Source organism: Alsobacter sp. SYSU BS001988 (assembly GCF_054796215.1).
This window is the reverse complement of sequence record NZ_JBTAMK010000030.1, coordinates 1-17424: the sequence shown is the minus strand read 5'-3', so window position 1 is coordinate 17424 and position 17424 is coordinate 1. Positions and strand designations below refer to the sequence as shown.

11 protein-coding genes are annotated in these 17424 nt (G+C 65.2%); 4 read left to right on the top strand and 7 right to left on the bottom strand.

Annotation, left to right across the window (positions count from 1 at the left end):
- Window positions 1-13: 13 nt before the first annotated feature.
- The gene (locus ACYVO7_RS25170; protein ID WP_460452509.1) at window positions 14-1669 is read right to left on the bottom strand and encodes a recombinase family protein; all 1656 of its coding nucleotides are present in this window, start codon (window positions 1667-1669) and stop codon (window positions 14-16) included.
- Window positions 1670-1838: 169 nt separating this feature from the next.
- Here ACYVO7_RS25170 and ACYVO7_RS25165 point away from each other — a divergent pair, with 169 nt between their 5' ends.
- Entirely contained in the window at window positions 1839-2627 is a 789-nt protein-coding gene (locus ACYVO7_RS25165) for an alpha/beta fold hydrolase (protein ID WP_460452508.1), read from the top strand.
- Window positions 2628-2648: 21 nt separating this feature from the next.
- Entirely contained in the window at window positions 2649-4310 is a 1662-nt protein-coding gene (locus tag ACYVO7_RS25160; RefSeq protein WP_460452507.1) for an ATP-binding protein, read from the top strand.
- Window positions 4311-4326: 16 nt separating this feature from the next.
- Here ACYVO7_RS25160 and ACYVO7_RS25155 read toward each other — a convergent pair whose 3' ends face one another.
- The gene (locus ACYVO7_RS25155) at window positions 4327-5886 is read right to left on the bottom strand and encodes a sensor histidine kinase (protein WP_460452506.1); all 1560 of its coding nucleotides are present in this window, start codon (window positions 5884-5886) and stop codon (window positions 4327-4329) included.
- A gap of 256 nt (window positions 5887-6142) precedes the next feature.
- Between ACYVO7_RS25155 and ACYVO7_RS25150 the strand changes: the two genes are divergently transcribed.
- Both ACYVO7_RS25150 and ACYVO7_RS25145 read left to right on the top strand, forming a co-directional pair.
- On the top strand, window positions 6143-9838 hold the full coding sequence (locus ACYVO7_RS25150) for a PAS domain S-box protein (RefSeq protein ID WP_460452505.1): 3696 nt from the start codon (window positions 6143-6145) through the stop codon (window positions 9836-9838).
- 482 nt (window positions 9839-10320) lie between these two features.
- Window positions 10321-12270, top strand: a complete 1950-nt coding sequence (locus ACYVO7_RS25145) for a methyl-accepting chemotaxis protein (RefSeq protein WP_460452504.1) — start codon at window positions 10321-10323, stop codon at window positions 12268-12270.
- Window positions 12271-12546: 276 nt separating this feature from the next.
- On the opposite strand, the gene ACYVO7_RS25140 is transcribed toward ACYVO7_RS25145, so the two are convergent.
- The 5 genes from ACYVO7_RS25140 to ACYVO7_RS25120 all read right to left on the bottom strand — a co-directional run bounded on the left by ACYVO7_RS25140 (window position 12547) and on the right by ACYVO7_RS25120 (window position 16757).
- Window positions 12547-13629 carry a tyrosine-type recombinase/integrase gene (locus ACYVO7_RS25140; protein ID WP_460452503.1) on the bottom strand — a complete coding sequence of 361 codons (1083 nt, stop codon included), beginning with the start codon at window positions 13627-13629 and terminating at the stop codon, window positions 12547-12549.
- The gene (locus ACYVO7_RS25135) at window positions 13626-15311 is read right to left on the bottom strand and encodes a hypothetical protein (RefSeq protein ID WP_460452502.1); all 1686 of its coding nucleotides are present in this window, start codon (window positions 15309-15311) and stop codon (window positions 13626-13628) included. The genes ACYVO7_RS25140 and ACYVO7_RS25135 overlap by 4 nt, the downstream gene beginning before the upstream one ends.
- Before the next feature lie 142 nt (window positions 15312-15453).
- Window positions 15454-15681, bottom strand: coding sequence for a helix-turn-helix domain-containing protein (locus ACYVO7_RS25130; RefSeq protein WP_460452501.1), 228 nt, complete (start codon window positions 15679-15681; stop codon window positions 15454-15456).
- The gene (locus tag ACYVO7_RS25125) at window positions 15674-15856 is read right to left on the bottom strand and encodes a hypothetical protein (protein WP_460452500.1); all 183 of its coding nucleotides are present in this window, start codon (window positions 15854-15856) and stop codon (window positions 15674-15676) included. Before ACYVO7_RS25125 ends, ACYVO7_RS25130 begins: the two co-directional genes overlap by 8 nt.
- A gap of 193 nt (window positions 15857-16049) precedes the next feature.
- On the bottom strand, window positions 16050-16757 hold the full coding sequence (locus ACYVO7_RS25120; protein WP_460452499.1) for a hypothetical protein: 708 nt from the start codon (window positions 16755-16757) through the stop codon (window positions 16050-16052).
- Window positions 16758-17424: the final 667 nt, after the last annotated feature.

The following is a 17424-nucleotide window of genomic DNA, read 5'->3' as shown; positions in this document are numbered from 1 at the left end:
TAGCTCGTCAGGCTCATAACCTGAAGGTCACAGGTTCAAATCCTGTCCCCGCAACCACCGACAGTAGACTCCCCGGACGCTCCCCAGCGCCGGGGAGTTTTGCGTTGTGCGCCTTGGCCTCGCCGCAAGCGGCCAGGATGGCGGCGAGATCGCCATGCAGCACGGCGTCGAGCCCGGGCCCATCGGCGCGGGGACGCAACTCGACCTGGTCGATCATCGAGCGGATGACGTCCATGGCCTCGGCCCGGTCGGGACCGTCGAGGACCGCCTCCAGCGTCTCCACCTTGCGCCGGTACAGCTCGGGCAGGCGAGGGTGCAGCAGGATGTCCAATTGCGCGTCCGGCTCCGGATCGCCGGCGGCCAGATGCGCCTCCCGCTCCGCCCGCAGCGCCGCCATCCTGTCCTTCATCGACGGCTCATACAGCCCATCCTCGATGGCCCGCAGCATGCCGGCGATGCGCCGGTCGATCTCGGCCAGCGTCTTGGCGCGCTGGCCGGCGCTGGCCAGCCGACGCTGCCGCTCCTTGGTGAGCTCGCCCTGGAGCGCCGTCATGAACGCGGCGACGAGATCGGGCGCCAGCAGGCGCTCCTTGAGGCCGGCCAGCACCCGGCTCTCGATCTCCTGGCGGGTGATGGTGCGGCCATTGTCGCAGGTCCCCTTCTGGCGGCGCGTCGCGCAGCCGTAGCGGTCCTTGCCCACCACCGTGTAGCCGCCGCCGCAGCAGCCGCAGCGCAGCAGGCCCGACAGCAGGAAGCGCGCCCGGTGCGTGGCGTTCAGGGCGGCGTCGCTCCCAGGTTGGCCGCCGCCGCGGGCGCGCACCTCGCGCTGGCGCTCCTTCGCCTTGAGCCACAGCTCGTCGGCGACGATGCGCAGCTCCGGAACCGGGATGGCCTCCCAGAGGTGGGGCGGGTTCGGCCTCGCCACCCGGCGGCCGGTGCGCGGGTCCTTCACATAGGAGCAGCGGTTCCACTCCAGCACGCCTCGGTAAAGCGCGTTGTTGAGCACGCCGGAGCCGCGGCTGGCCTGGCCGCGCAGCGTGGTGTTGGACCAGGCCCGGCCGCCCGGTCCCGGAACGCTCTCGCGATTGAGGTCCTTGGCGATGGCCTCGGGGCTCTTGCCGGCCGCGAACTCGCGGAAGATCCGCTCGATCACGGCCGCCTCGGCCGGTTCGATGATGCGGGCTCCGCGGCACTTGGCTGAGGCGTCCACCTTGTAGCCGTAGGCGAGGCCGCCGGCGACGCGGCCCTTGAGCACCCGGCCGAGCTGGCCGCGGCGGGTCTTCTCGCCGAGATCGCGTAGCGCCATCTGGGCCATCATGCCCATGACGGCGACATGGATCTGGGTCACCTCCCCGAGCGTCGGGGTGAACAGCCGCACGCCGTGGAAGGCCAGTGTGTCCTGCAAGTCGGCGGTGTCGGCCAGCCGACGACCGAGCCGGTCCACGGCCTCGCAGATGACGATGTCGAAGCGACGCTGTCCGGCGTCGGCGGTGAGCTTTTGAAAGCCCGGTCGGAAGCGGCTCGCGCCGCTCAGCGCCGCGTCCGTATAGGTGTCGACGACGCGCCAGCCTTGCGCCTGCGCATAGCGTCGGCAGACCTCGAGCTGGTCCTCGATCGACGCCTCGCTTTGGCGGTCGCTCGAATAGCGGGCGTAGATGACGGCGCGCATTGCAGGCTCCAGATCACCACATGGCCGAGACAGCATATCGCTTAGGGGCTGGGGCACCAACGCCGCCTTTGTCGGAAGTCTGCTGCGCGTAGTGGTTTGAACCGCAGCCTTTCTATTGAACTCGGTTCGTGAGGATGCTAGGCCCCAGAGGGGGCGCTGGAGCACGTCAATGAACGTCACACGGCGCAACAACGTAAGAGTTTCCGGATCTGGCTCCCGGACCATGGTCTTCGCCCATGGCTTCGGTTGCGACCAGAATATGTGGAGGCTTGTTGCTCCCGCATTCGAGCAGAATTTTCGCGTTATCCTCTTTGATCATGTTGGCGCCGGCCAATCAGACCTGACGGCTTATGATCCAAATAAATATGCCGAACTGAACGGCTACGCGGACGATGTGATCGAAATTTGTCAGGAACTCGGGGTTCAGCACGGGGTCTTCGTCGGCCATTCCGTTAGCGCGATGATCGGCGTGCTCGCCTGGCGGAAGCAGCCTCCGATGTTTGATGACCTCGTTCTTGTGGGGCCTTCCCCTCGCTATATCGATGATGGCGAGTACCGCGGCGGCTTCTCGGAGGAGCAAGTGCATGAGCTCCTGACCTTTTTGGACGAAAATCATATGGGGTGGTCCCACGCCATGGCTCCTATGATCATGGGCAATCCCGAGCGGCCCGAGCTCGGCCAAGAACTCACCAACAGCTTCTGTCGAACCGACCCGGAGATCGCCAAACGCTTCGCCCGCGCAACCTTTCTCGCAGACAACCGTCGTGATCTGGAAGGCGTGACTGCGCGAGCGCTGGTGCTTCAGTGTTCGGCCGACGTCATTGCGCCGCAGGAGGTCGGGGAATACGTCCACCGGGCGCTCCCGAACAGCGAATTGGTTCTTATGCAAGCGACCGGGCACTGCCCGAATTTGAGCGCGCCCGAGGAGACCATCGCGGCCATCCGGGCGTTCCTCTGAATGGGCGCCCCAATTACCAGCATGCATGATGACGAGGACGATCTCCGAGATCTCTTCGAGAATGCGCCGTGCGGGTATATCTCCGCTCTCCCAGACGGCCTGATCCTGCGCGCCAATCACACCCTGGCCGATTGGCTGGGGTGTCGCCCGGCATCGCTTGTGGGCCGGCGCTTTCAAGACATGCTCAATATCGCGGGCAAAATTTTTTACGAAACCCATTTTGCGCCTCTGCTGAGGATGCAGGGCTTCTTCAACGAGGTCGCACTGGAGCTTCGGCGCGAAGCCGGCGCAGCCTTACCCGTGCTGGTCAATGCGGTTGAACGCCGAGACGATGATGGGCGCGTACGCTTCATCCGGATTACGGTCTTCAACGCCGTCGATCGACGGCGGTACGAGCGCGAGCTGCTCCAGGCGCGCGAGGCCGCTGAAACAGCAAACGAGGCGCTCCGGACATTAAACGCGACGTTGGAGGCGCGCGTGGCCGAGGAGCTCGCCCAACGCATGCAGGCTGAAGAGGCGCTCAGACAATCTCAAAAAATGGAAGCCATCGGGCAGCTCACGGGGGGCGTGGCGCACGACTTCAACAATCTCCTAACCGTCATCATGGGAGGCGTGGAGACGATCGAGCGGCAGCTCAAGAATGTGCCGGCCGGGCCAGCCAGTGAGCGCATGCAGCGAGCCGCAAGCATGGCCATGCAGGGGGCCAAGCGGGCCGCAACGCTGACGTCGCGGCTGCTCGCGTTCTCACGCCGGCAGGCCCTCGATCCCAAAGCTGTCGACCCCAATCAACTCGTCACCAGCCTGGCCGATCTCCTTCAGCGAACGCTCGGAGAGACCATCAGCCTCCAAACCGTGTCCGGCGCGGGGCTCTGGAAAACGCTCGTCGATCCCAACGAGCTGGAAAACGCCTTAGTCAATCTGGCCGTCAACGCCCGCGACGCGATGCCAGGCGGCGGCAAGCTGACCATCGAATGCTCCAACGCATTCCTTGATGCCGACTATGTGGACAGCGTCCCCGAACCCGTTCCGGTCGGCCAATACGTCCTAGTTGCCGTGACAGACTCTGGGCAGGGCATGTCGCCGGAGATCCTGGAAAAGGTGTTTGAGCCATTCTTCACGACCAAGCCCGTCGGCAAGGGGACCGGCTTGGGGCTCAGTCAGGTCTATGGCTTCGTCCGCCAGAGCGGTGGGCACATCCGCATTTATAGCGAAGTTGGCCTCGGTACCACGGTCAAGATCTACCTGCCTCGCTTGGCAGACGTCGGATCGGAGCGCACGCATACGCCTGAGGTGGAGGTCCGACCGATCCACGGCGGATCGGAGACCATCCTTCTCGTGGAGGATCACGATGATTTGCGGCAGTACGGCGCGAGTGTTCTGGAAGAGTTCGGTTATTGCGTGCTGCAAGCCGCCAATGCGCGCCAAGCGCTAGCAATCCTGGACCAATTGCCCTCCGTCGACCTGCTGCTCACCGACGTCGTGCTGCCCGACGGTTTCGATGGACGTCGACTGGCGGACGAGGCCACTCGGGGGCGAGCTTGCCTGAAAGTGTTGTTCACAACCGGCTACACGCGAAACGCGATTGTCCACAACGGCCGTCTTGATGCAGGCGTGAACCTGATCGGAAAGCCATTCACCGCTAGTGATCTGGCGAAAAAAGTGAGGGAGGTCCTGGATTTCTGAGGAACTGCATGCCCCTTCAGGCGGCGAAGGCGCGGTCGTCCGCGCTCACCTTCCCTTCAATGGTGCACACGACGCCTTCCGGCCTGAAGTCGAGCTCCACGTGTCCGCATAGATCTTTCGCAAGCAGACGCCGAATGAGCCGGGAGCCGAAGCCGGTTTTGGAAGGGGGCGCCACCAGCGGCCCTCCGCTTTCCCGCCACACAAGCCTGAAGCGGGGCTCGACGCTGTCAAGAAGAACCCAAGTGACGTCAACGGCCCCGAGCTCGTTCGAGAGTGCGCCATACTTCACCGCGTTGGTCAGCAGTTCGTGCAGCGCCAGCGTTACAGCGAGAGCGGCTCTTGGGTCGAGGGGGATGGTCGGCCCAGAGAGGGACAACCGGTCCCCGTTGGGTCGACCTGCGGCTAACGTGTCCTCTGCGATTCTGGACAGCGAAGCATATGTCCAGTTGGTTTGCGTGAGCATGGTATTGGCGGTCGCGAGAGCGTTCAGGCGCCCGAAAAAAGCATCCCGTTCGTCCCCCGCAGAGGCTTTGAACGACTGCTGCGCCAAAGCTTGCACAACGGCCAATGTGTTCTTCACCCGGTGGTTAAGTTCAGCCAGGAGCAGTTCGCGCTGAGCCTGCGCCTCCTCGCGCTCGGTGATGTCGACATTCACGCCGATCATCCCAAGAAACTCTCCAGAGCCGGAGAACCGCGGCTGTGCGTCGGTTAGCAAGACCCGGTACCCCCCTTGGGCGTTCCGGTACCGGCCTTGAAGCCTGACCCCGACTCGGTCCGCGACGGCTCGCGTGATGGTCTCAAGAGCCGCTTGCGCGTCATCGGGGTGGATCGTGCTGGACCAGTCGAAGGCGGCGACGTCATCCTCCGCGAGGCCCCAGAACTCCCGGAGCAGGTGGTTGAGGTGACTGCAATGACCCTTTTGATCGCTCGTCCAGATCATCACGGGCGCATGCTCAAGCATAACGCGTGAACATTCCTCCTGCTCCTTCAAAGCGCTTTCGGCGGCCTCCCGCTCCGCTTCGGCTCTCGCTCTTTCGATGCTGAAACCAACCTGCCGCGCGATGGTGACCGCGAGTTCGATCTCGCGTCGAGTGAATGCACGGGGATCGTCGTAGTAGGTCATGAATTTTCCGACAACCACCCCGCGCGCGACAAGCGGAATAAACGCAAGCGCACGGATGCCTTCATGCGCGATCGCTCGTTTTATGTCCTCTGGCTCATTTGTCTTTTCCATATCAATGACGAAAATCGGTTCAGGGGCTATATCGCCGGGCTTCCACGGCGAGTGGCCGTCCACCGCTCGCCGATACTCGAGCGACAGGCCCCGCCACGCGACGAAGCGCATGACGCCTTCCTCGTCGAACAGCAGTATGGAAGCGCGCTGGCAGTCCATCGCACTCGCTATCGCGTCCAACGCGGCGTCATAGACGTCCTGAAGCGAGCATGCGCGAAACAACCGGTCCGTGAGTTGATACAGCGCCGCGGAATCATCCGAGATCGCGGGCGCCGGATAGGAACGGTGCTCTGAGCCGGCGCTCAGTCCGGTTGCGGCGATCACCACGTCGAGCCTGTTCATGGAAGAAGTCTAGCTTGCCAGCCAGCCGTCAGCAATTGTCAGGGTTGCGACAACACTGAACGCGGCGACCGTCCTGGGTATCCACCCGCGAGCGATTGGCCGAGTGGCCCGCTGGCGAGCTGGAGCGAGCCTTGCGGGGTCCGACCCGGCAGGCGCAACGAACTCCGTCGCCTTACTCGTAGGCGCAAACTGGAGCTAAGTTCGCAGTTCTGCTAACGGTCGTTCGGGGCGAGGCAAAACAACGACCGGGATCACCGTGCAGCACACCGTCGCCACTCCGTCACGACGCGCCATCTCGACGCAGCTCATCCTTATCGTCTTGATCATAGGGCTGCTCGTGCCAGTGGTTGCGTTCACCGGGCTTGTTCTGAACAGGTATGCGGCAGGCGAGAAGAGCCGCTACGAAATCGAGGCTCTGGAGCGTGCTCGCGCTGTTGCGTCAGCCGTCGACCGCGAACTTAGTGGCTTGCAGAGCGCCCTTCAGGTGCTTGCCACCTCTCGACTGTGGGACACACGCAATTTCGAGCAGCTTTATCAGCAGGCCACCGAGGTCAAGTCGCTGCTCGATGCTGCCATCGTGGTCAAGTCTGTCGACGGCCAACAGATCGTTAACACACGCCTGCCGTTTGGCTCTGTGCTTCCCGTGTCGCTCCCAGAGGGGGACAAGCGGGCGATCGCGACGAAAAAGCCAACCGTCTCCGATCTCTTTTCCAGCGCCACCACGGGACTCTCGATCGTCAGTCTCAACGTACCCATCATCCGAGAAGGCCGCGTAGTTGGGCTGATCAGCGCTGGGCTCGAGCCTGGCCGGTTTGCTCGCCTTTTGGTCAGCCAAGGCCTGCCTGAAGCATGGACCGGCGCGTTGGTCGACGAAACGGGCGCTATCATCGCACGCTCGCGTCAGCATGAGCGTTTCGTGGGCGCTCAAGCCACCGCCGACCTGCGCCAAAACGCGGTCGGGATAGAGGGATTATGGGTAGGCACAACGGTCGAGGGAACGCCGGTGCTGTCGGCCTACGCTCGGTCCACGATCTCTGGGTGGAAGGCTGCCGTTGGCGTGCCGATCGCCGCGGTCCAAGTCCCACTACGTCGATCCTTACTTTGGCTAATCGGATTTGGTGGTGCAGCACTCGGCGTGTCCGTGATCATCGCCGCTTGGTGCGGCCGAAAGATCGCAAGCGCGCTGCATAGCCTCGCCGCGAGTGCGCGAGCTCTGGGCGCCGCTCAAGCAGTGACCACCCCTCACACGGTTTTGCGCGAGGTGAACGCGGTCGCAGAAGCTCTGTCCCGGGCCGGTGTGGACTTGGCTGAAAGGGCCCGGGCGCGCGACCGCGCCGAAGCGGACTTGGAGCAGAGCAAAGAGCGCCTCGAGCGCATTCTCAACACATCGCCAGTGGCGATTGTTGAGACGGACGACCACGGCGTCATCACTTATGCCAACCGTGCGTCGGAGCGAATGCTGGGCCTTGAACGGTCCGACATCGAGGGCAGGCGGTATGATGCGCCCGATTGGGTGAGCACCACCTCCGATGGCCGCCCGATGGCTCAGGAGGAGCTGCCCGTCAGTCGCGCGCTGCGCGGAGAAACAGCGACAAACATTACGACCGCGGTCAGCCGAGCCGCCGGCGAACGCGTCGTGTTGTCCGTGAATGCGACGCCCATCTGGGACGACGGCCGCGTGGTTGGAGCCCTGGCGGCTTTCACAGACATCTCGGATCGTGATGCGGCCGAGAACGCTCTTCGAGCGGAAACGGAACGTCTCGATACGCTCAACCGAACCGGCGCAGCCATCGCTTCTGAGCTCGAGCTCGATAGAATCGTTCAGGTGGTCACAGACGCTGGCGTGGACCTTACAGGAGCGGCGTTCGGGGCCTTCTTCTACAACGTCGTGAACGATCAGGGAGAGAGCTACACGCTCTACACGATTTCAGGCGTCCCTCGCGAACACTTCTCCAAGTTCCCCATGCCCCGCAACACCCATGTTTTCGCCCCCACCTTCGAGGGCCAGGGGCCCGTGCGGTCTGATGACATCACCAAGGATGAGCGATATGGGCGTAATGCGCCTCATGCCGGCATGCCGGAGGGGCACCTCCCCGTCAGGAGCTATCTCGCCGTCCCGGTTATGTCCCGTTCTGGCGAAGTAATTGGAGGGCTCTTCTTTGGCCACCCTCAGCCCGGCATATTCAGCGAACGACACGAACGCCTTCTGATCGGAATCGCGTCACAGGCGGCAGTGGCCATCGACAACGCGCGCTTGTTCCAAGCGGCGCAGCACGAAATCAGCGCACGACGTCAGACTGAGGAGGCCTTGCGCCGGAGCGAGGAACGCTTCCGCACCGCTGTGCGGGCCGTCAGTGGCGTGATTTGGACCAATAGCGCTTCCGGACACATGGAGGGCGACCAGCCCGGTTGGGCGGCGCTCACGGGGCAAGGCTCCGAAGAGTACCAAGGCTATGGCTGGACCCACGCCCTGCATCCCGATGACGTGCAGCCGACCATCACCGCGTGGGAGAAGGCCGTTGGCGAACGGGGGACTTTCCTGTTTGAGCACCGGGTGCGGCGAAAGGACGGTGAATGGGGGCTCTTCTCTGTCCGAGCAATACCGGTTCTGGGAGACGATGGCGCGATTCGAGAGTGGGTCGGGGTGCATACAGACATCACCGACCAGCGTGCGGCCGAGGCGGAACTGCGCAGCTTTAACGAGCGGCTGGAGCACGAAGTCGCACAGCGCACGACGGAGCTTAAGACCTCAAATGCGGAGCTTCTTGCCTCTATCGCGCAGCGCGAAATGATCGAAGAGCAACTCCGCCAGGCCCAGAAGATGGAGGCGGTTGGGCAACTCACCGGTGGAATCGCGCATGATTTCAATAATCTGCTTGCGGTTATCCAAGGTAGCCTAGAGCTGCTCCAGCGACGCCTGGACCGAGGTCAGGTTGGGTCGCTGCAACGCTTCGTGAACAACGCCCGTGAGGGCGCTGAGCGCGCCACGGCTCTCACCCAGCGGCTGCTCGCCTTCTCCAGACAACAGGCGTTGGCGCCTGTGCCGATCGAACCTAATCGATTGTTGTCCGGGCTCTCGGACCTGCTGAGGCGTAGTCTCGGGGAGCATATCCGGATGGAAACAGTCCTCGCGGGCGGGCTTTGGCGCACCCACGCCGATCCGCACCAACTCGAGCAGGCTATCCTCAATCTTGCCGTCAACTCCCGTGACGCAATGCCGGAAGGCGGGCGCCTCACCATAGAGACGATGAATTGTCATTTGGATGAACGATACGCTCGCGAGAATCCGGACGTAGCGCCCGGCCAATATGTTTTGATCGCTGTAACCGACACTGGGACGGGCATCCCCGCGAACGTTTTGGACAAAGTCTTCGAGCCCTTCTTTACGACCAAGCCGGTCGGGAAGGGCACAGGCCTTGGGCTCAGCCAAGTCTATGGCTTTGTGCGGCAGTCCGGCGGGCACATCAAAGTCTACAGCGAGCAGGGGTGCGATGCGCCGGGCACAACTGTGAAAATTTACCTCCCGCGCTTTCTGGGCTCGGCTCTGCCGGATTCTGAGGGCGAGTTTTCCCCGCCCTTGCCGACCGGCCTGCTCGAAACCATTCTCGTGGTGGAAGACGATGCCGCTGTACGCCAGATGACCACTGAATCGCTGCTGGAGCTAGGCTATCGCGTTCGAGAGGCTGACGGAGCCATGGCGGCTTTGCGCATCTTGGACAGTGAGCCTCACATCGACCTCATGTTCACAGACATAGTCATGCCTGAGGTGAATGGGGCCAAGCTTGCCGAAGAGGCGCGCCGCCGCTGCCCTGATCTAAAAGTGCTGTTCACCACCGGCTACAGCCGCAACGCCATCGTCCATAACGGGGTGCTCGATCCTGGCGTGCATGTGCTCATGAAGCCCTTTAGCCACGAACAACTTGCGACCAAGCTGCGCGAGTTGCTCGGATAAGCGGCGCTGGTCAGATGACTGCCGCAGGCGGAGGGCTCCCAAATGCCGTGGTGCTGTTGCGAAACCGGGACGCCGGATGACTGCCTGCTCGTCGCCCTACATGGCTGGAAAGCCTGTGTCTGTCGTCCGCTGTTGCAGGCTGAATCGATCCATAAGGCTGGGGACGACAGCGTCCGATCCGCTTAGCAAATCGATCAACTGGCTGTCCCCGGGGTCGGTTCCCTTATCAGCCTCCCTCTGATCGGGCTAATCTCGTCGGCTCGAAGCTGCACAGGTGGCCACTCCCGGACAGGTCCTCCCTGCCGGGAAGCGCCTCGGCGCGGAATGTTGCGCAGTACTAGCTCATGCACTTTGCCGGAAACTTCTGCCTTGGCACGCCCTTTCGGCGCCAAGCCGTCGATCGCGAAGTCTTTACGGTTTTCTCCGAAGGTGAGGGAGAAGCGAGGCCGAACATGAAATCTATCAAGACTAAGATTGTTGCAATGCTGATGATTGCGTCTGCGGGCGCGGTTCTGGTCGGGGGCGCGTCGCTTTGGACCTTGTGGCATGTGACTGCGGTTCAGGCGCGCAGCGAGCGGCAGGCGGATCTGTCGTTGCGGACCGAGCGGATCAACTCCGCCGTGACCGCCGTGGTGATGGATTCCCGCGGCATCTATCTCGCCAAGAGCCGCGACGAGGTCGAGAGATTCGCCAAGCCCAACGAGGAACGCTTCAAGGCGCTGGCCAAGATGGTCGCGGAGCTCGGGACCAGGGTCGCCGCCGACGGTCGGGAGCGCTTTTCACGGCTGAAGGCCGCCGTCGCCGACTTCATCGCCTTTCGCACCGAGACCATTCGGCTCGCCCGCGAGGTTTCGGTGGCGGCCGCCGACGCACAGGGCAACAACGACCTGAACCGCAAAAACCGACAGGCCCTCAACGACCTGCTCGTTAGCTACGCGGCGGACAACGAGCGCCTGAGCGACGCCTTCTCGGCCGATGCGCAGCAGGTGGTGAGCGTTGCGGAGAGGACGCTTCCGGCGGTCCTGCTCGCGGTGCTGTGCATCAGCTTCTTCGGCGCGGTGAGGCTGACGACGCGGAACGTCACGCGGCCGCTGCATGACGCGACGCTGGCCATGCAGTGCCTCGCCCAGGGCGACGTCTCGCTCCAGATCCCGCATACCCAGCGCCAGGACGAGCTCGGCACCATGGCGAGGGCGCTCGAGGTGTTCCGGGCCAATGCCGAGCAGGTGAAGGCGCTCGAGGCGCAAGAGCGCCAGGCCGAGGCCGAGCGCGCGGCGCGGGCCGACTCGATGATGGCGGTCGTCCACGACGTGGGCGAAGTGGTGGGGGCCGCGGCAGCCGGCGATTTCAGCGCCAGGCTGGAGATGCGGACCGACGACGCCCAGATGAGAAAGCTGGTCGGCGGCATCAACGAGATCAACGCGGTCGTCGACCGCGCCACCACGGAGTTCGCCGAGGCGCTGACCCGTGTGGCCGGCGGCGACCTGACTCAGATCGTGACCACCGAGTACCGGGGCCGCTTCGCGGACCTGAAGACCGCCATCAACGAGACCGTCGCGAGGCTGGCCGAGACCGTCGCCACCATCCAGACGACGGCGATCGACGTGGGCGACGCCTCGCGGGAGATCCAGTCCGGGGCGAACGACCTCTCGCGCCGGACCGAGGAGCAGGCTTCCTCGCTGGAAGAGACCGCAGCCACCACCGAGGAGCTGGCGGCGTCGGTCAAGGCTTCGGCGCAGGCCTCGCGCCACGCCCTAGCGACGGCGGAGGAGGCCACGAAGGTCGCCGAGGGCGGCGGCCAGATCGTGGGCCATGCCATCGAGGCGATGGCCCGCATCGAGCAGGCGTCGCAGAGGATTTCCGACATCACGTCGGTGATCGACGAAATCGCCTTCCAGACCAATCTGCTGGCGCTGAATGCGGCCGTGGAGGCTGCGCGCGCCGGTGAGGCCGGCAAGGGCTTCGCCGTGGTGGCGTCGGAGGTCCGGACGCTGGCCCAGCGGTCGAGCGAGGCCGCCAAGGACATCACCGGGCTGATCAGCTCCTCCACTGCGGAAGTCGCCCAAGGGGTGATGCTGGTGCGCTCGGCGGGCGAGACGCTGGAGAAGATCGTCAGCGCGTCCCGCAAGGTGGCCACCACGGTGGATGAGATCGCCAGCGCCGCCCACGAGCAGGCAAACGGCATCGACGAGATGAGCCAGGCCGTCGCCCATATGGATGGGATGACGCAGCAGAACGCGGCGCTGGCTGAGGAGAGCGCCGCCTCCGCGGGCTCGCTCACCGGGCAGATCGAGCGGCTGAACCAGCTCGTGGCGGCCTTCCGTACGGTCCAGGCCGATGCGCCCCGGGCGCAGCAGGCCCGGACGGAGCCCGCCAGGCTGCACGACCTCGCCGCCACCGCGTTCGCGGGCAGGCGAGCTGCGCGGGGGTAGGCGGCGATTTCAGGTCAGGCTGGGTGGCTCAGCGGCGCGGCTTGCACTCGCGCGTGACGCCGTTAGAAGCCATAGGTTTAAGTCGCCGGATCGTAGCTGTAGGTTCTCGATCAGATAGTCGGTCCAGTTATGATCAGCGCGTGTCTAATCAGGCTGGAGCCGGCGCAGGTCGTGCAAGCCGGACTAACTCGTCGCGGCAGCCTGTCCAGCAACCAGTTGGGCCAAGGGCGAAACGACGACTTGACGTGCGAACGCGCCTGCCGCGAAGAGTACAATTCAGCCACCTTCCGGATCCACCACGTCCAGGAAATGTCGGTGCGCTTCCAGGCTCTGCGCCTGCTGGTAGAACCGCTCGGTTGTCGCCGACGTGCGATGGCCGAGCAGCGCCGAGGCCGACTGGACGCGCTGCGGATCCAGGACCGCCAACGTGGTCGCCGCCGCATCCCTGAATAAGTGCGGGTTCACGGCGCTGCCTAACGCCTCCGTGGTTCGTTCCCGCACCTGCCAGTAGATCGCCATCTGGGTCAGGGGCGAGCTGTGCCGGCTGACCCAGAGCGCGTCGCCGACCGGGGCCGAGCGACGGTTCTTCAGGGCGACCAGCACGGGCCGGTGCACGGCCAGATACTGGTCCAGCGGCTCGCGCAGGATCTCGGGCCAGGGCGCCTCGATCGGGTCGCCGTTCTTGGTCTCTTCGCCGGGGATGCTGACCATCCAGCCCTCGCCGGTCTGGAGCAGCGAACGCCCGAGCTTGAGCCCCGCCAGATTCTTGCGGCGCAAGGGCCGCAACGCCAGGAAGGCGATGATCAGCCCGTCCCGGAAAAGCACGGCCTGGTCGATCGGAGAGCCGACTGCCGCCGCCGTCGTTATCAGCCCCAGCCCCAGCCCGAGCAGTTCGGTAGAGGTGACCAGCTTGGCGCGTTTGTCGCGCACCGGCGCGCCGCCGGAGCGGACGCGCGAGGCGAGGCGGTAGAGCGGGCCGCGATCGAAGGCGGGGTCGACGGCGGCGGCGAAGTCGCTCAGCTCCTGCAAGCGCGACAGCACGGTGTTGGAGCCGTTGCCGAGCCCTTGCAGGTGCCGGACATAGGCCTTCGTCCTCTCGGCCGTGATGCGGTCCACCGGAGTTGCGCCGAGGTCGAGGTCGCCGGTCTGCGCCAGGAAGGTCAGCCAGCGGCCATAGCCCTTCTCGGCCTTGCGGTTCGAGGCCGGCGAGTAGCCGGCCCGCGACCCGGACTCAGGCTCGAAGGGATCGGCGTCCTGGCACGCGGCGCGCCACAGCCGCCGATCCTGCTCAGGCCAGCTCTCGACCTTGAGGCAGGCGCGCTCGGGCGCCTTGCCGCGACCGTAGGGGCCCCCGCTCATGCGCGCCTCCCGCGCCGGCGCGGCGCGATGCGCGAGGCGGCCTCGTGCTGGCGCAGGATCACCTCGTCGAAGTGGCGCGTCGCCGCCGCGGTCTCCAGCCCGGTGTAGAAGCTCGTCGTGGTCGCCATTTTCTTGTGCCCGAGCACCCGGCGCACGACCTCGTAGGCCCCGGGCTGGCGGTCCAGGAAGATCTTGGCCCCGATATGCCGGAAGAGGTGCGGGTTGACCTTGAGTCCAGTGCGCTGGAACACGATTTCAGTGATCTGCGCCCCGAGCGTGCCGCCGGTCTTGCTGCGCCCGCCGGCGCCGGGAAACAGCGCCGTGCATCCGGGCGGCGCCAGCGCGTCGCGGTGCTTCTCCCGGTACCAGGCGATCAGCTCCACGGTGGAGGCCGGCAGCTCGAACTCCAGGTCGACGGCGTTCTTGACGTCCGCGGCCGGGATGACGAGGTGCAGGCGCGGGCCGACCTGGATCAGGTTCCTGTCGCAATCGATGGCGGCGAGGTTCTCGCGCCGGATCGGGGCGACCAGCAGGATGTGGATGGCGACGGCGAGCTGGGCGCGGACGGCGGCCAGCCGCGGGGGCAGCTTGCCGCGATCGGCCTCGTCGCGCAGAAGCTGCGGCAGTCCGATCAGCTTGGCGATGGCGGCCTCGTCGCCGAAGGCGCGCAGGCGCGTCCTGTTCTTCTCGGTGAGGCCCTGCATGGGGACGGCGAGCTTGCCGACGATCTTGCCCATGCGGGCGAGGGTGGGATCGTCGACCTTGACCCAATGCCGGGCCACGCCCTTCAGCATGCTGGCCATGCTGTAGATGGCGCTCGAGGTCTTGCCGCCGCCGCGGTCATAGAAGAACCGCAGCCCCGTGGCGAAGGCCTTCTCGGTGACCAGATCGGCGAGCGAGCTGAGCGAGGCCGGCTCCCACCCGCGCTGGACCAGGGCCGACGCGAAGGCTCGGAGCTGGTAGGCGCGCGTCGCGATCGTGCGGGGCCGGGCCGGGCGCGACGGGCCGTCGTCGGCGAAGTCGCGCCCCGCCAGCCGGTCCAGCCAGGCGTCGGCGTCGGCCTTCAGCGAGGTCGGGAACGCTTCCCAGGGCAGGCTGTAGGTGTCGCGGCGGCTGATCCGCACGATCGGCGTCTGGGGCCAGCCCGGGACCCGCCGCACGCAGCGGTTCCAGGCTTCGACCGTGTCGCGCCACGTGCCGTCGGGATTGCGCATCAGGCTGTCGGTCGCGATCTCCTGCGCGAAGGCCTGGTGATGCTCGGCGGAGACTCCGGCGGGATCGATCTGCCGGGCGGAGAACCAGCGCAGCAGCCGCGACAGGCGCGCCCGCTCGGCCTTGGTGGGCAGGACGTCGTAGAGACCCTGCCAGGCCACGGACATGGGCGTCGTCGACCGCCCGGCCATCATGGGCCGGACGAGGGCGAGGGAGGCGCGGATGAGGGAGCGGACATTGTTCCAGCGCGCCGGCGACAAGCCCGCCGCCTGGGGCGCGATCGCCTTCAGCCGGAGGGCCAGGGCACGCGGGTCGGCGGCGACGGAGTCCGGCTCGCGGCCGAGCAGGCGGCAGACGGTGCGCACGGCCGAGACCATGTCCTGGCGGCGGCGGACGGGGAGTTCCGACGCGGCCACAGCGGCGATCACGTCGGCGAGGGTGGGGCTGCGTGAGAGGGGCGGAGTGGACATCAGCGGCCTCGTGATGACAGGAGAGGACTGGAGTATCGGATCGTGAGAAGGTAGCACGTTTAAGCAACCCGGTTTAACGTGCGGCCTATTCACGAAGAGTAATCTCGACCTGAAAGCAGTACATCGTGCCCACCCCAGTCCATTACTGTCCGCAGTTGCTGACGAAGACGCGCAGGGCCCCGGGCTCGATGCGAACGAGGCGGCCGATGCGGATCGCCGCCAGCTCGCCGCGTTGCACGAGGCGGCGGATCGTGCGCGGATCGACCTGCAACATGGCGGCGGCGTCCTCGACCGTGAGCAGGCGGGCGAGGTCGCCCCTCAGGGGCTCCGGACGCGGCGGGAGGGCAGGGGAGGTGAGCTTCTTACTCATGCTTGGCGTCCTGGGAGATGGCCTGGCCCGCGTTGACGCAGCCCTGCTGGGGTGTGGCCGACGTTGCTTCGGCCGCAACCTCCCGCGCCAGCAGCGCGACCAGGGAGAGCAAGGCCGGGTGGATAAGGTCCGAGCCGAAATCGCCTTGGGACCGCGCGGCAGCGCTCTCCGTCACCTCCGAGCGCGTCGGAGGGGTGCGTGCGTTGGCGTGCTGCGGACGTTTGGGGATGCGGCGGGGCATGCGCCACCAAGGGCCGTACCTCGCCTCAGAAGAATAGCCGGCGCCGCCAGGCTCGGGCTCCGAACTGATCTAGTGCTGGCTTTGCAGGCACTTACGCGCGGAGATCATGGCGGGCGCCATTATCTCCTCACGTTCTCCCAGGCTTCTTCGGGCCCGGGGTCTTCCACGCGTCCGGCGCGTGACCGCTCCAGATTCTCAGGGCAGCTCGTTCCGCGATGTTGAAGCGTCTCCTCAGCTCGCTCAGCATCTGTGCTTTGCGGGGAGGATGACCGCCCTTCGCGGCCTGTTCCTGGAACCATCGCACCGCGCGAGACTCGGCGGCAGCCGTGCCGGCAGCCCTGGATCTTGCAAACCAGAAGGCCGGCAGCTCATACCCTTGGTCAACGCAGAAAACTTGAAAGTCGTCCCGGTCGACGGTGAGCATGCACAGGACGGGAGCAGCCGCATGGGAGAAGTCCTCGAGTGCGAGACCGCCCAGGGCTCGATAGGCGATTGCCTGACCTGCCGGATCCTGTGCGTCGGGGAGTTGAATCCGAATGCGCAAGTCAGCCTGGATCTCGTCACCAACAGTCTGGACAACTGGGGGCGCGACTTCGCCCTTGTGCAGGAACAAAACGCCAGGATGCGAGCCGTTCGCGCCGATTGTCGCCAAGACGCGAGTCCGAAGGTCAAATCCGGTGCCGACGCCTGCGAGTGCGCATCGGAGGTGTCCTGCCCAAAAAGCGGCGAGCAAACGGTTCAGGACTTCGTGCTTTTCCATCCTGGCCGAGAGTTCATTCGACCAATGAGTCGCCAGCTGGCGCAGAGTCAGAGTAGTTTCAAGCAGCGGAAGCATGTGGCCAATCAGAACGCGAGGTTACGGCGACGGTAAGCTTGCCCGAGCATAGGGTCGACCGTTCGTCGGCCCGGAACGAGTTCGGCCGATACCGGCACGCATCGTTCGGCTGGGCCGGCGTATAATGGCGCGAGACCGTGATGCGCCATGTACCAGTCCGCTGCACATGGCGGCAAGCTGCAGGCTGTCAACGTCGGGCATTCAAAATCGTATGTGACGGTGCCAAAGCTCCAATGGGCGAAGCAGCTCTAAAGGCTTTCTTGCGTGTTCGGCCCGTCTAACGGAGTCAGCCCCAGGACCTCACGGCTGCGCGCCGCAGGCTGGCTCGGTCTATCGCGTGTTTGCTGCCTGACCACCCTACACGCCGCGATCTGCGCCCATGCCTTGAACAGGCGCATGCGATTAGTTCGCGTCTGGCCACGTCTCAATCGGGGCGGAGGCGATGCACGCTGCGAACTTGCGAAACAATGACAGCGCCTGCTTCGCACCCAGGAGCGGAATTCGAGGCGGACAGGCAGATGGCCGCTTCTGGCCGATGTCGTTGAAAAAGTCGCCTCGCGGCCGGCAAGGATACGCGGGCGGCGCAGGACGAGGACCGCCTTCGTCCTCAGGCTGGCATCATCTGCGGTCCGTTCGGCAGGAGCTTGGCCAGCTTCCTGAGGTTCTG

Coding starts and splice junctions, on each gene's coding strand:
- ACYVO7_RS25155 (WP_460452506.1), bottom strand. CDS start 5,886: ATGAACAGGCTCGACGTGGTGATCGCCGCAACCGGACTGAGCGCCGGC.
- ACYVO7_RS25145 (WP_460452504.1), top strand. CDS start 10,321: ATGCTGATGATTGCGTCTGCGGGCGCGGTTCTGGTCGGGGGCGCGTCG.
- ACYVO7_RS25170 (WP_460452509.1), bottom strand. CDS start 1,669: ATGCGCGCCGTCATCTACGCCCGCTATTCGAGCGACCGCCAAAGCGAG.
- ACYVO7_RS25135 (WP_460452502.1), bottom strand. CDS start 15,311: ATGTCCACTCCGCCCCTCTCACGCAGCCCCACCCTCGCCGACGTGATC.
- ACYVO7_RS25140 (WP_460452503.1), bottom strand. CDS start 13,629: ATGAGCGGGGGCCCCTACGGTCGCGGCAAGGCGCCCGAGCGCGCCTGC.
- ACYVO7_RS25165 (WP_460452508.1), top strand. CDS start 1,839: ATGAACGTCACACGGCGCAACAACGTAAGAGTTTCCGGATCTGGCTCC.
- ACYVO7_RS25120 (WP_460452499.1), bottom strand. CDS start 16,757: ATGCTTCCGCTGCTTGAAACTACTCTGACTCTGCGCCAGCTGGCGACT.
- ACYVO7_RS25130 (WP_460452501.1), bottom strand. CDS start 15,681: ATGAGTAAGAAGCTCACCTCCCCTGCCCTCCCGCCGCGTCCGGAGCCC.
- ACYVO7_RS25160 (WP_460452507.1), top strand. CDS start 2,649: ATGCATGATGACGAGGACGATCTCCGAGATCTCTTCGAGAATGCGCCG.